15 protein-coding genes are annotated in these 12,479 nt (G+C 71.6%); 12 read left to right on the top strand and 3 right to left on the bottom strand.

The annotated features are described in order from the left end of the window. Positions 1-2: 2 nt before the first annotated feature. Genes FR742_RS43360 through FR742_RS43350 form a run of 3 tightly spaced genes read left to right on the top strand, consistent with a single transcriptional unit; the run spans position 3 to position 1,422 of the window. Positions 3-332 carry a helix-turn-helix transcriptional regulator gene (locus FR742_RS43360; protein ID WP_148036966.1) on the top strand — a complete coding sequence of 110 codons (330 nt, stop codon included), beginning with the start codon at positions 3-5 and terminating at the stop codon, positions 330-332. After that, on the top strand, positions 329-799 hold the full coding sequence (locus FR742_RS43355) for an SRPBCC domain-containing protein (RefSeq protein WP_148036965.1): 471 nt from the start codon (positions 329-331) through the stop codon (positions 797-799). Before FR742_RS43360 ends, FR742_RS43355 begins: the two co-directional genes overlap by 4 nt. Next, entirely contained in the window at positions 796-1,422 is a 627-nt protein-coding gene (locus FR742_RS43350; protein WP_148036964.1) for a dihydrofolate reductase family protein, read from the top strand. The genes FR742_RS43355 and FR742_RS43350 overlap by 4 nt, the downstream gene beginning before the upstream one ends. Positions 1,423-1,442: 20 nt before the next feature. Here the strand turns inward: FR742_RS43350 and FR742_RS43345 are convergent, their stop codons facing one another. Next, entirely contained in the window at positions 1,443-2,057 is a 615-nt protein-coding gene (locus tag FR742_RS43345; protein WP_261809079.1) for a TetR/AcrR family transcriptional regulator, read from the bottom strand. Between the two features lie 102 nt (positions 2,058-2,159). Between FR742_RS43345 and FR742_RS43340 the strand changes: the two genes are divergently transcribed. From FR742_RS43340 to FR742_RS43305, 8 genes are all read left to right on the top strand, one after another. Further along, the gene (locus FR742_RS43340) at positions 2,160-3,161 is read left to right on the top strand and encodes a hypothetical protein (RefSeq protein ID WP_148036962.1); all 1,002 of its coding nucleotides are present in this window, start codon (positions 2,160-2,162) and stop codon (positions 3,159-3,161) included. A gap of 392 nt (positions 3,162-3,553) precedes the next feature. Continuing rightward, positions 3,554-4,564 (top strand): NAD(P)-dependent alcohol dehydrogenase, encoded by a 1,011-nt coding sequence (locus FR742_RS43335; RefSeq protein ID WP_261809078.1) that lies wholly within the window; start codon positions 3,554-3,556, stop codon positions 4,562-4,564. Between the two features lie 18 nt (positions 4,565-4,582). Further along, on the top strand, positions 4,583-6,412 hold the full coding sequence (locus FR742_RS43330) for a glycoside hydrolase family 15 protein (protein ID WP_148036960.1): 1,830 nt from the start codon (positions 4,583-4,585) through the stop codon (positions 6,410-6,412). Next, positions 6,409-7,896, top strand: coding sequence for a glucose-6-phosphate dehydrogenase (locus tag FR742_RS43325; RefSeq protein WP_148036959.1), 1,488 nt, complete (start codon positions 6,409-6,411; stop codon positions 7,894-7,896). The genes FR742_RS43330 and FR742_RS43325 overlap by 4 nt, the downstream gene beginning before the upstream one ends. Beyond that, complete coding sequence (locus FR742_RS46720; RefSeq protein WP_148036958.1) at positions 7,799-8,053, top strand: dihydroxy-acid dehydratase; 255 nt, start codon at positions 7,799-7,801, stop codon at positions 8,051-8,053. The genes FR742_RS43325 and FR742_RS46720 overlap by 98 nt, the downstream gene beginning before the upstream one ends. Continuing rightward, on the top strand, positions 8,050-8,208 hold the full coding sequence (locus tag FR742_RS43315; protein WP_222709298.1) for a hypothetical protein: 159 nt from the start codon (positions 8,050-8,052) through the stop codon (positions 8,206-8,208). Before FR742_RS46720 ends, FR742_RS43315 begins: the two co-directional genes overlap by 4 nt. A gap of 90 nt (positions 8,209-8,298) precedes the next feature. Then, positions 8,299-9,273: an NAD(P)/FAD-dependent oxidoreductase gene (locus FR742_RS43310; protein WP_148036957.1), complete on the top strand. Its 975-nt coding sequence runs from the start codon at positions 8,299-8,301 to the stop codon at positions 9,271-9,273. Between the two features lie 17 nt (positions 9,274-9,290). After that, complete coding sequence (locus FR742_RS43305) at positions 9,291-9,926, top strand: bifunctional 2-polyprenyl-6-hydroxyphenol methylase/3-demethylubiquinol 3-O-methyltransferase UbiG (protein ID WP_148036956.1); 636 nt, start codon at positions 9,291-9,293, stop codon at positions 9,924-9,926. On the opposite strand, the gene FR742_RS43300 is transcribed toward FR742_RS43305, so the two are convergent. Both FR742_RS43300 and FR742_RS43295 read right to left on the bottom strand, forming a co-directional pair. Further along, positions 9,896-10,468 carry a dihydrofolate reductase family protein gene (locus FR742_RS43300; protein WP_148036955.1) on the bottom strand — a complete coding sequence of 191 codons (573 nt, stop codon included), beginning with the start codon at positions 10,466-10,468 and terminating at the stop codon, positions 9,896-9,898. The two genes, FR742_RS43305 and FR742_RS43300, sit on opposite strands and share 31 nt — an antisense overlap. A 52-nt stretch (positions 10,469-10,520) precedes the next feature. Next, entirely contained in the window at positions 10,521-11,915 is a 1,395-nt protein-coding gene (locus tag FR742_RS43295; RefSeq protein ID WP_148036954.1) for an NAD(P)H-quinone dehydrogenase, read from the bottom strand. A 71-nt stretch (positions 11,916-11,986) separates the two neighbouring features. Here FR742_RS43295 and FR742_RS43290 point away from each other — a divergent pair, with 71 nt between their 5' ends. Continuing rightward, positions 11,987-12,439, top strand: a complete 453-nt coding sequence (locus tag FR742_RS43290; protein ID WP_148036953.1) for a gamma-glutamylcyclotransferase — start codon at positions 11,987-11,989, stop codon at positions 12,437-12,439. The last annotated feature ends 40 nt before the right edge of the window (positions 12,440-12,479 follow it).

The following is a 12,479-nucleotide window of genomic DNA, read 5'->3' as shown; positions in this document are numbered from 1 at the left end:
GCATGGCACAGTATTCGGCACAACTGGACGGCGTTTTCGTCGCCCTGGCCGACCCGACCAGGCGTGCCGTCGTCCGGCGCCTCGGCCACGGGCCCACGAGCGTCGGCGACCTCGCCCGCGAGTTCCCGATGACCCTCCCCTCGTTCATGAAGCACGTGCGGACGCTCGAGTCGAACGGGCTCATCCGCACGGTCAAGTCCGGCCGGGTGCGCACGTGCGTGCTCAACCGCGAGCGGCTCGCCCTCGTCGACGACTGGCTCGCCGAGCAGCGCCGCGTCTGGGAGGAGCGCACCGACCGCCTCGAACGGTTCGTCACGGAGGACGACCAGTGAACCCCGATCTCGACCTCGCCCTGGAACGGATCATCCGGGCCCCGCGCGCGACCGTGTGGAGCGCCTGGACCGACCCGGCCAAGCTCGCCCGCTGGTGGGTCCCGGCCCCGTCCCGCTGCCGCGTGGACCGCCTGGACCTACGGCCCGGCGGGGCGTTCGTGACGCGGCTCAGCGACGACGGGGCCGTTTTCGTACCGCATCTGGACGCGTGCTTCCTCGCCGTGGACGACCTGGAGCGGATCGTGTTCACCAACGCGATCACCAGCGCGTGGCGTCCCGCGAACCCCGACCCGGTCGCGATGACGGCCACGATCACGCTGGACGACCACCCTGACGGGACCCGCTACCGGATGCTCGTCCGGCACGGCGACCCGGCGTCCCGCGCCCATCACGAGAAGATCGGCTTCGCCGCCGGCTGGGGCACCGTCGCCAGCCAGCTGGCCGCTTTCACGGAGGCACCGCAATGAAGATCACCCTCACCGAGTTCGTCACGCTCGACGGCGTCAGCCAGGGCCCCGGCTCGCCCGACGAGGACACCAGCGACGGCTTCACCCGCGGCGGCTGGCTGGTGCCGCACATCGACGGGATGTTCGTCCGGCGCGCCTCGGACTGGCTCGACCTCGCCGACGGCCTGCTGCTCGGCCGGCGCACCTACGAGGCGTTCGCGCGTGACTGGCCGAAGATCACCGACCCCGCCGACCCGTTCGCCGGACGGATGAACGCGCTGCCGAAGTACGTCGTCTCGAACACCCTCACCGAGGGCGGTTGGGACCCCACGACCGTGCTCACCGGTGACCCGGTCCGTACGGTCGCCGCGCTCAAGTCACGGCCGGGGCGGGAACTCCAGATCCACGGCAGCGCCCGCCTGGGCGACACGCTCCTGTCGGCCGGCCTGGTCGACACGCTCCGCCTCGTGGTCGCCCCCACGGTGCTCAGGACCGGCCGCCGCCTCCTGTCCGGTGACGGCGACGCGTCCGGTTTCCGCCTGACCCATCACGAGGCGACGCCGAACGGCCTGCTGCTCCTCGAATACCGGACGACAGGCCAGGCGCCCCGGGCCGAGTACGCCGGCGTCACGGCCTTCATCTAGGAGGACGCGGCCGCCCCTCATCAGGCGGAGCCGCGGCTCCGCAGGAGGGGCAGGTAGACCTCGTCGACGATCTCGACCAGGACGTCGTCGGGCACGGTCGTGAGCCCTCGCGTCACGTACTCGTTGCGCAGCAGCGCGAGGGCCACGGTGACGACCCTCGGATGCAGGGCCTCGGGCGGCACCTCGCCGCGCGCCACCGCACGGCCCACGATCGTCAGCCAGACGCCGGACCCGCCGTCGGCGACGGCGTCGTGCAGCCGCGCCAGCAGCTCCGGCTCGTCGCCGACGCCCGCGAGCAGGCCGCGGAGGATCTCCGCCTGCGGCGAGGACAGGTCGCAGTTGACGCGGCGCAGCAGCCCCAGCGCGTCGTCACGGAGCGCTCCGGTGTCCGGCGGCCGCAGCTTCTCCGTGGCGAGCCGCTGGTATGCGGCGACGCCCAGCGCGGCCCGGTTGGGCCAGCGGCGGTAGATCGCGTTCTTGTTGGTGCCGGCGCGGCGGGCGACCCGGTCCATGGTCAGCCCCTGATAGCCCGACTCGGAGAGCTCCTCCACGGCCGCGCGCAGGATGGCGCTCTCCAGCTCGGCGCCACGACGCCTGCTCGCGGGCTTCGCCGCTGACTCTCCGGCCGCACTCACCCGCGTAGGGTACCGCACGTACCCCATTCCCGGAAATGTCTGGACTCTCGGGAGGAATTTACGGTACTTTGCGTACCCTATCGAGGGAAAGGACATACCGGCATGCGAGCCAAGGGCATCGGTTACGACACCGGGATCATTCTCGACGGCGTCGAGAACAGGCCGTTCGACCGGACGATCATGGAACGGGAGCTCCAGATCATCCGCGACGACCTCCACTGCACCGCCGTGCGCATCTTCGGCACCGAGCCGGACCGGATCGAGTTCGCCGCCCACCACGCGGCCGGCCTGGGCCTTGAGGTCTGGTTCTCGCCGTTCCCGCATCACCTCGACCGGGGAGAGCTCCTCGACCTGCTCGCCGACGCGGCCGAGCGCGCCGAGCGGGTCCGCCGCGGGGGCGCCGAGGTGGTGTTCGTCGCCGGGGCGGAGGTGAGCCTGTTCAACCGCGGGTTCGTGCCCGGTGACACCATCCAGGAGCGCGTGGGCGCCCTCCTCGCCCGGGGGCCGGAGCTGGGCCGGCTGTCCGCCCAGGTCAACGACTTCCTCGGCGAGGCCGTGTCCGTGGTGCGCGAGCGGTTCGGCGGCAAGGTCACCTACGCCTCGATCCCCCTGGAGAACGTCGACTGGACGCCGTTCGACATCGTGTCGGTGGACGCCCACCGCTCGAAGGAGGTCGCCCACCTCTACCAGCAGGGCATCCGCTCGCTGGTCGCCCAGGACAAGCCGGTCGCGATCACCGAGTTCGGCTGCACCGCCTACCGCGGCGCGGCCGACCTCGGCGCCCGCAGCGGGGAGATCATCGAGTACGACGGCGTCATCCCGGTGGGGATCAACGGCGACTACGTCCGCGACGAGGAGGAGCAGGCCACCTACCTCCGCGAACTGCTGGACGTCTTCACCGAGGAGGGCGTCGACGCCGCCTTCGCCTGCACCTTCGTCTGCTACGGCCTGCCGCACCGCCCCGACCCCCGCAAGGACCTCGACCTGGGGAGCTGGGGCGTGGTCAAGGTCCTGGACCACGGCTCCGGCGAGACCTACCCCGGCCTCCCCTGGGAGCCCAAGGCCGCCTTCGCCGCGCTCGCCGGTTACTACGGCGGGCACTGACCCACGGGCGCACATTGACTAAATGCATCGTGCATCTAGTCAACCCTGCGTCGGCGGGTGCGCGGTGTCCCTGGTCCCCACCGCGCACCCGTCCTCCGGGACGAAAGGGACCTTCGGTGAGCAGCCGCAGGATCTCGACCGTGACCGTGGGGGGCGCTCGCGCTGACCGCCGTCATCCCGGCGACTGCGCCCCCTTCGCCGCCATCTGGACGAAGTGACACGGCCGCGGACGATCTCCATGCGTCCGTCCGCAGGTGAGGCCCGGTTAAACCCCGAAGTTCGCAGGGTACGCCGTTGCGTGTTTCCGGCGTTCTACGCGACGCCGACACGGGGGAGCAATCGGGGGCACGATGCAAGCGTTCGTGATGAAGGGGATCGGACAGGTCGGCTTCATGGACAAACCCGTCCCGCGAGCCGGTCCCCTCGACGCCGTCGTCAGGACCACCACCGCCCTCATCTGCACCTCTGACTCCCACACCGTCGCAGGCGGCATCGGGCCACGGGAGAACCTCACCCTCGGCCACGAGGGCGTCGGCGTGGTGCACGAGGTGGGCAGCGAGGTGAAGATCTTCCGGCCGGGCGACCGCGTCCTGGCCGGCGCCATCACCCCCGACTGGGGCGATGTCGCCTCCCAGAACGGTCACCCGTCACAGTCCGGCGGACCGCTCGGCGGGTTCAAGTTCGCCAATTCCAAGGACGGCGTGTTCGCCGAGTACTTCCACGTCAACGAGGCCGACGCCAACCTGGCGAAGATCCCCGACGACGTCCCCGACGAGATGGCCGTCTACTGCGCCGACATGCTCTCCACCGGGTTCATGGGCGCGGAGAACGGCGACATCCCCATCGGCGGGACCGTCGCCGTGCTCGCCCAGGGCCCGGTGGGCCTCATGGCCACCGCGGGCGCCAGGCTGCGCGGCGCCGGCCTGGTCATCGGGATCGAATCGGTGCCCGGCCGGCAGAAGCTCGCCCGCTACTACGGCGCCGACGAGATCGTCGACTTCACCACCGAGGACGTCGTCGAGCGCGTCCTCGACCTGACCGGGGGGCAGGGCGTGGACACCGCCATCGAAGCCCTCGGCACGGACGGCACCTTCCAGACCGCCATCAAGATCACCAGGCCGGGCGGGACCGTATCCAACACCGGCTACTACGGGGAAGGCGAGTTCGTGCGCATCCCCCGCGTCGAGTGGGGCGTCGGGATGGCCGACAAGACGATCGCGACCGGTCTGTGCCCGGGCGGCCGGCTGCGCATGGAACGGTTGCTGCGCATCCTGGAGAACAAACGGCTCGATCCGACCCACCTGACCACCCACACGTTCCGCTTCGACGAGATGGCGCGTGGCTTCGAGGTCTCGGACAAGAAACTCGACAACGTGGTGAAAGTGCTGATCACCTTCGCGTGACGGAAGCCGGTCCCGGACATGCTCGATCTCGATCCGCCCTTTCGCCCGGTGCACCACCGCGACGGCTACCTGGCGCTGGAGGACCTGGGCCTCATCGGCGACGGCACGACGGCGGCGCTGGTCGGCGTCGACGGTTCGATCCCGTGGCTGTGCCTGCCCCGCTTCGACAGCGAGCCCCTGCTGTGCGGCCTGCTGGATCACGCGCGCGGCGGCCACTTCACGCTGACCGTGGACGGCCTGCGCGAGGCCCGGCAGTTCTACGAGCCGGACACCGCCGTGCTGGTGACCGAGCTGCGCGGTCCGACCGGCCTGGTCCGGATCACCGACGCGCTGGCCCTGCGGGCCGGCGCCGACCTCAGCGACGACGCGGGCAGCGGCCGGTCCGAGCTCGTCCGGTCCGCGGTCGTCCGGTCCGGGACCGTGCGCCTGCGGGCGGAGCTGGAGCCGCGCGGTGGCGGGCAGGCGCGAAGCTCTCACAGCGGTCTGGAGGTGCGCGCCTCCCGGCACCCCGGCCTGCGGCTGCACCTGCGGTCCAACCGTCCGCTGACCGGCATGCGCACCGCGTACGACCTTCAGGAGGGTGACCGCCTCGACCTGGTGCTCTCCTGGGGACGCGTGCACCGCCACCACCGGTTCGACGCCGAGACGATGCTGCGGCAGACCGCCGAGGCCTGGCGGCGCTGGATGCGCAAGTGCAGCTACCGCGGCCCGCAGGAAGCGCTGGTCCGGCGCTCGGTGATCACGCTGAAGCTGTGCGACGACTGGGCCAACGGCTCGCTGGTCGCCGCGCCCACGTCCTCCTTGCCCGCGCCGATCGGCGGGGTGCGCAACTGGGACTACCGCTACACCTGGATCCGCGACGCCGCCTACGCCGTGTTCGCGCTGCGGCGCGTCGGCATCGGAGAGGAGGCCGACGCCTTCCTCGGCTGGATACTCGACGCCTTCGAGCAGAGCCGCCGTCCACGCATCATGTACACCCTCGGCGGCGACCCCGTACCGGAGGAGATCCACGACACCGATCTGGAGGGCTACCGTCGCTCGGCGCCGGTGCGGTGGGGCAACGGCGCCGCCGACCAGCGCCAGCACGACGTCTACGGCGAGGTGCTGGACTGCGCCGACCAGTGGCTGCTCCCCGGCCGCGATCTCGAACCGGCGCTGTGGTCCGGCCTGTCGGAGCTGGCCGAGGCCGCCGCGCACACGTGGTGGCAGCCGGACCAGGGCATCTGGGAGGTACGCAGCGAAGGCCGGGTCTTCACTTATTCGACCGGGATGTGCCAGGTGGCCCTGGACCGGGCCGCGGCCATCGGTGAGCGGCTCGGCTTGTCCGGGCCGATCGCCACCTGGCGCGCTACCGCCGAGAAGCTCCGCCGGCTCATCCTGGACCAGGCGTGGAACGAGGACACGCAGGCCCTCAGCGAGCACCTCGACGGGGCCGGCGGCCTGGACGCCAGCCTGCTGGCGCTGCCGCTGCGCAAGGTCATCCCGGCCTGCCATCCCCGCATGACGGCCACGACCGAGGCCATCGCCGAGCGCCTGTCGGCCGGTGACGGGCTGCTCTACCGCTACCTGCACGAGCACTCCCCCGACGGCCTGCCCGGGGACGAGGGCGCCTTCTTGCTGTGCAGCTTCTGGCTGGTCGACAACCTGATCCTGCAAGGCCACCAGGACCGGGCCGAGGACCTGTACGCGTCACTGTGCGCCCGCGCCAGCCCGGTCGGGCTGCTACCCGAGCAGATCGACCCGTCCACGGGCGCGTTCATGGGCAACTTCCCGCAGGCGTTCAGCCACATCGGGATCATCGCCAGCGGCGTCAACCTCGCACGCATGAGAGCAGGAACCACGACATGATCAACCGACTCGTCATCCTCGGCGCGACCGGCGACCTCAACGCCCGCTACCTGCTGCCGGCCCTGGTCGCCCTGCGCTCCGCCGGGCACCTCGGCGACGGGTTCGAGCTGACCTGCGCCGACCGGTCGGACTGGTCCGTCGAGGAGTTCCGTGACTGGGCGTCCGACCAGCTCGCCCGGCACGCCGCGGACCAGCCCGGCGAGGGCGTGCGGGAGATCGCCGGGTCCATCCGGTACCGGCAGGCGGACGCCACCGACCCGGCCGACCTCGCCTCGCTGATCGCCGGTGAAGGGCCCGTCGCCCTCTATCTCGCCCTCCCACCGGCGATCTTCCCCGGCACGGTCGCCGCCCTGCGCGACGCGAACCTGCCGCCCGGCAGCCGGATCGCGCTGGAGAAACCCTTCGGCGAGGACCTGGACAGCGCGGCGGAGCTGAACCGCCTGCTGGAGGCGGTCGTGCCCGAGCAGGCGGTGTTCCGGATCGACCACTTCCTGGCCATGACCACCGTCCAGAACGTGCTCGGCGGCCGGCTGGCCAACCGCGTCCTGGAGCCCATCTGGAACAGCGCGCACATCGACGAGGTGGAGATCGTCTGGGACGAGTGCCTCACGCTGGAAGGCAGAGCGGGCTACTACGACGGTGTCGGCGCGCTCAAGGACATGGTGCAGAATCACCTGCTGCAGTTGCTGTGCCTGGTGGCCATGGAACCACCGATCAGCATCGGCGAGCGTGAGCTGCGTGACCGGAAGGTCGATGTGCTGCGCTCGGTGCGGCCCTTCACCGAGCAGGACGTGCTCCGCCGCACCCGCCGCGCGCGCTACACGGCCGGCCGGGTCGGTGATCGCGTCGTGCCCACCTACACCGACGAGGAAGGCGTGGACCCGGGGCACCGCACCGAGACCTTCGCCGAGGTGGAGCTGGAGCTCGACAGCTGGCGCTGGTCGGGCACGACCTTCCGGCTTCGCAGCGGCAAAGCGCTCAGGAATGACCGCAAGGAGATCGCGGTACGCTTCCGGCCCGTGCCTCACCTGCCCTTCGGCCACGGCGAGGCACTGCCCAACATGCTGCGGTTCGGGCTCGACCCGGAGGGTTTCGCGCTGGATGTCACGGGCGTCGGTTCCCACGCCCAGACCCTTGTCCCGCTCACCCTGGCCGCCCAGATGGACGCACCCAGCCTGCCGGCCTACGGTCAGGTGCTGCTCGACATCCTGAGCGGGAACGCCACCCTGTCCATCCGCGGCGACGAGGCCGAAGAGGCTTGGCGTGTCCTCACACCCGTGCTGTCAGCCTGGTCGAAGGACCTCGTTCCGCTCCAGGAGTATCCGGCGGGATCCGACGGGCCCCCGAAGCAGCCAGGCCTGGTGGGACAACACGGGCAATCCGGCGATGACCGCTCTCTACCTGGAGCGTTTTCTCAACTACGGCCTCACCTCGGCGGAGCTCCAGTCGGGCCGGCCGATCATCGGCATCGCCCAGACGGGTAACGACCTGGTTCCCTGCGACCGGCACCATCTCGCCCTCGCCGACCGGGTCAAGGCCGGGATCCGTGACAGCGGCGGCATCCCGCTCGAGTTCCCCGTCCATCCCCTGCAGGAAACCGGCAACGTCCGGGCAACCCCCTCTTCGAGCTGCCCCATGTGATCGTCACACCTCATGCCGCCGAATACTCCGAGGAAGCCATCGGGACGGTGCGCCGCATCGCCGCCGAAGAGGCCGTACGGGTCCTGACGGGGCAACCGGCGCGTTTCCCGGTCAACGACGTGACCGTGGGCTCCCACTCCCCGAAGAGTCCATAGCGGGCGCCCCTCACCGCGATTTGCCGGATCGGCAAAGACATTTGCCACGACGGCGTGACCGCCCGCATAGTGTGCGCGGAGGTGGTCACGATGACCGAGCAGCTGAACGACAGCTATGACGTGGTGGTGGTCGGCGGCGGCGCCGCGGGGCTCAACGGGGCGCTGATGCTGGCGCGGGCCCGGCGGACGGTGCTGGTGGTCGACGCGGGCAGCCCGCGCAACGCCCCGGCCGAAGGCGTGCACGGACTGCTGGCCCGGGACGGCATGCCGCCGGGTGAGCTGCTGGAGCGCGGCCGGGCGGAGGTACGCCACTACGGCGGCCAGGTGGTGACCGGCGAGGTCGAGGCCGCGGTCCGCGACGACGACGGGTTCGGGGTGACGCTGACCGACGGCCGGACGGTCCGGGCGCGCCGCCTGCTGGTCACCACGGGGGTGGTGGACGAACTGCCCGACGTGGCGGGGCTGCGGGCCAGATGGGGCCGGGATGTCGTGCACTGCCCGTACTGCCACGGCTGGGAGGTCCGCGACCGGGCGATCGGCGTGCTGGCGAGCGGGCCGATGTCCGTGCACCAGGCGCTGCTGTTCCGGCAGTGGAGCGACGACGTCACGTACTTCGCGCACACCATGCCCGCCCCCACCGGCGAGGACGCGGAGCGCCTGGCCGCGCGCGGCATCAGGGTGGTGGAGGGCGAGGTCGCGTCCCTGGAGGTCGCCGAGGACCGCCTGGTGGGAGTACGGCTGAGCGACCGCACCCTGGTCAGCCGTGAGGTCCTGGCGGTGGCGTCCCGCATGGAGGCGCGGGCCGGTTTCCTGGCCACCCTCGGGCTGCGGCCCGTCGAGCACCCGGGCGGCGCAGGTGAGCACATCCCCGCCGACGCGACCGGCCGCACCGAGGTGCCGGGGGTGTGGGTCGCGGGCAACGTCACCGACCTGGTCGCCCAGGTCGGCACCGTGGCGGCGGCGGGCGCCGGCGCGGCCGCCCAGATCAACGCCGACCTCGTCGCCGAGGAGACCCGCGAGGCGGTGGCCGCCCACCGCGAGCTGACCTCGGCCGGATCCCGCTGACCCCGAAAGGAACGACTGTGTCCGAAACCTTCGACAAGGCGTACTGGGACGAGCACTACGACGGTCACGCCCCGGCCGCGGCCGGCGGGCCCAACCCCTACCTGCTGGCGGCGGCCCGGGACCTCACGCCCGGCACGGCCCTGGACGCGGGCTGCGGCGAGGGAGCCGAGGCCATCTGGCTCGCCGCGCACGGCTGGCAGGTGACGGCGGTGGACATCGCCGACACCGCCCTGCACCGGGCGCGCGAGCACGCCGCGGCCGCCGGCGTCACGACCGGGATCGACTGGATCCAGGCCGACCTGACCACGTGGACGCCCGCCGAAGAGCGCTTCGACCTCGTCTGCTCCCACTACGTGCACCCGGCGGCGTCACCCGGCGACCTGTTCCGGCGGCTGGCGGCAGCGGTCGCGCCCGGCGGCACGCTGCTCCTCGTCGGCCACCACCCGTCGGACCACCACACCGCCACCACCCCGGAGGCCCACGTCGAGATCGGAGAGCTCGCCGCCGTCCTCGACCCCGGCCGATGGGACATCGCCGTCGCCGGGGACCGGTCCCGCGTCATGTCCCACGGCGGCCGCGAGATCCCCCTCCAGGACACCGTCCTCCAGGCCCGCAGGCGCGGTCAGGCGGCGGGCGGGCGCCTCGGACGGTAGTGCAGGGAGACGATGCCCGAGGCGTAGGGCCTGGCCTCGGTCAGTTCCAGGTCCAGCCGGTTCAGGTCGTCGGGGAAGAGCTTGCGGCCCTCGCCGACGGCGACGGGGATCACGCGGAGCTGGAGCTCGTCGAGCAGGCCGGCGCGGATCAGCGAGCGGGCGAGAGACAGGCTGCCCCAGAGCATCATGTCCCCGCCCGGCTGCCGCTTGAGCGCGGCGACCTCCTCGGCCGCGTCGCCGCGCACCACCCGCGCCGCCTCCCAGTCACCCCACGGCGCCTCGTCCAGGGTGGCGGAGAAGACCACCTTGGGCAGGGTGTTCACCGTCTTGGCGACCGTCTCGTCAGCGGTGGGCCAGTATTGGACGAACATCCGGTACGTCTCCGCCCCCAGCAGGACGGTGTCCACGTCCGCCAGGATCCGGAGGTTGTCCTGGTCCACCTGGCTGTAGTCGGTCACGGACTCGAAGAAGCCGAGGTCCCCGTCGGGCCCGGCCACGTAGCCGTCGACCGAGACGAGCTCTTGGATGATGAGTTTGCGCACGTTTGATCAGACCACGCCAGCCGACCGAAATCATCGGCCGGGCGGAGGAGAGTCAGATGTCGAGGGAGGTCTCGGGCTGCATGAGGCGGCGGGCGGCCTCGGTGATGGAGCCGGACAGCGACGGGTAGACCGCGAACGTGTGGGCGAGCTGGTCGACGGTGAGCCGCTGCTGCACCGCCACCGACACCGCCAGGATCAGCTCCGACGCCCGCGGCGCCACCACCACGCCGCCGAGCACGATCTGCGTGTTGGGGCGGCAGAACAACTTGACGAAGCCGTCGTTGAAGCCCTGCATCTTGGCCCGCGCGTTGGTGGCCAGCGGCAGCTTGACCACCTTGGCCTCGATCTCGCCCGCCTCGATGGCCCGCTGCGCCACGCCGACGGCGGCGATCTCCGGATCGGTGAAGATGTTGGACGCGACGGTGGCCAGCCGCAGCGGCTGCACGGCCTCGCCGAGCGCGTGCCAGACGGCGATGCGGCCCTGCATGGCGGCGACGGACGCGAGCATGAGCACGCCGGTGCAGTCGCCGGCCGCGTAGACGCCGGGCGCGGAAGTGCGCGAGACCTTGTCGACCTTGATGAACCCGTGGTCGTCGAGCTGGACCCCGGCCTCCTCCAGGCCGATGCCGGAGGTGTTGGGGATCATGCCGACCGTCATCAGCGCGTGGGAGCCCTCGGCGGTGCGGCCGTCCTCGAGGGTCACGACCACGCCGTCGGCGGTGCGTTTGACGGAGGCGGCGCGGCTGCGGCCCATGACGTTCATGCCGCGGCGGCGGTAGACCTCTTCGAGCACCTCGGCGCCGTCGGCGTCCTCGTTGGGCATCATGCGGTCGCGGCTGGAGACCAGCGTGACCTCGGCGCCCAGCGAGCGGTAGGCGCCGGCGAACTCGGCGCCGGTGACGCCGGAGCCGATCACGATGAGGTGCTCGGGCAGCTTGTCGAGGTCGTAGAGCTGCCGCCAGGTGAGGATGCGCTCGCCGTCGGGCTCGGCGCCGGGCAGGATGCGGGGGGTCGCGCCGGTGGCCACCAGCACCACGTCGGCCCGGATCGTGCGGTCGCCGGCCTTGACCACCTGCGGGTCGACCAGCCGGCCCTGCCCCTTGATGATCTCCACGCCCTCGGCCTCGACCCGGGCCCCGATGTCGGCGGACTGGGCCTGGGCCAGCTCCTTGACCCGCTTGTTGACGAGGGGCAGGTCGACATGCGCCACGCCGACCTCGCCGTCGAGCCCGCCGTCGAAGCCGACGCCCAGCGACGGCGCGTCGAGCAGCGCCTGCTTGCGGACCGAGGTGGTGATCAGCGTCTTGGACGGCACGCAGTCGGTCAGCACGCACGCCCCGCCGGGACCGTCGCGCTCGATCATCGTGGTCTGCGCGCCTAGCTGGGCGGCCACCAGCGCCGCCTCGTAGCCGCCGGGTCCGCCACCGATGATCACGATCCTCGTCACGTACCTATTGTCCCGCATCCTCTGAGCTGCTGACGAACGGGGCGGCCACGGTCACGCTACTCTTGCATGCTGTGCCTGTTTACGCCGCCTACGGCAGCAACATGGACCCGGAGCAGATGGCCATGCGGGCCCCTCACTCTCCCGTGCGGGGCGTGGGCTGGCTGCCCGGCTGGCGCCTGACCTTCGGCGGGGAGACCCTGGGCTGGGAGGGCGCGCTCGCCACCATCGTGGAAGACCCGACGGATCACGTCTTCGTCGCCCTCTACGACGTGCCGGAGTTCGACGAGCAGTCCCTCGACCAGTGGGAGGGCGCGGCCCGCGGCCTCTACCACAAGGTCCGCCTGCGGGTGCAGACGCTCGACGGCGAGGTGGTGGCCTGGTTCTACGTCCTCGACGGCTACGAGGGCGGCCTGCCCTCGGCCCGCTATCTCGGCATCCTGGCCGACGCCGCCGAGCGCGCCGGCGCCCCCGACGACTACGTCAAGGAGCTGCGCGGACGCCCCTGCAAGTCACTCGGCGACTGACCCGGCGCATACCCCGACCCGCCCGGGTAGTGCAGACTCT

The sequence above is a fragment of the Nonomuraea sp. C10 genome, assembly GCF_008017515.1.
GTDB classification, from domain to species: domain Bacteria; phylum Actinomycetota; class Actinomycetes; order Streptosporangiales; family Streptosporangiaceae; genus Nonomuraea; species Nonomuraea ferruginea.
This window is presented reverse-complemented; position numbering and strand designations above follow the sequence as displayed.

Bases quoted from the DNA above. Each gene is read 5' to 3' on its own strand.
- FR742_RS43350 (WP_148036964.1), top strand. From the start codon at position 796: ATGAAGATCACCCTCACCGAGTTCGTCACGCTCGACGGCGTCAGCCAG.
- FR742_RS43310 (WP_148036957.1), top strand. From the start codon at position 8,299: ATGACCGAGCAGCTGAACGACAGCTATGACGTGGTGGTGGTCGGCGGC.
- FR742_RS43340 (WP_148036962.1), top strand. From the start codon at position 2,160: ATGCGAGCCAAGGGCATCGGTTACGACACCGGGATCATTCTCGACGGC.
- FR742_RS43335 (WP_261809078.1), top strand. From the start codon at position 3,554: ATGGACAAACCCGTCCCGCGAGCCGGTCCCCTCGACGCCGTCGTCAGG.
- FR742_RS43325 (WP_148036959.1), top strand. From the start codon at position 6,409: ATGATCAACCGACTCGTCATCCTCGGCGCGACCGGCGACCTCAACGCC.
- FR742_RS43360 (WP_148036966.1), top strand. From the start codon at position 3: ATGGCACAGTATTCGGCACAACTGGACGGCGTTTTCGTCGCCCTGGCC.
- FR742_RS43330 (WP_148036960.1), top strand. From the start codon at position 4,583: ATGCTCGATCTCGATCCGCCCTTTCGCCCGGTGCACCACCGCGACGGC.
- FR742_RS46720 (WP_148036958.1), top strand. From the start codon at position 7,799: ATGACCGCTCTCTACCTGGAGCGTTTTCTCAACTACGGCCTCACCTCG.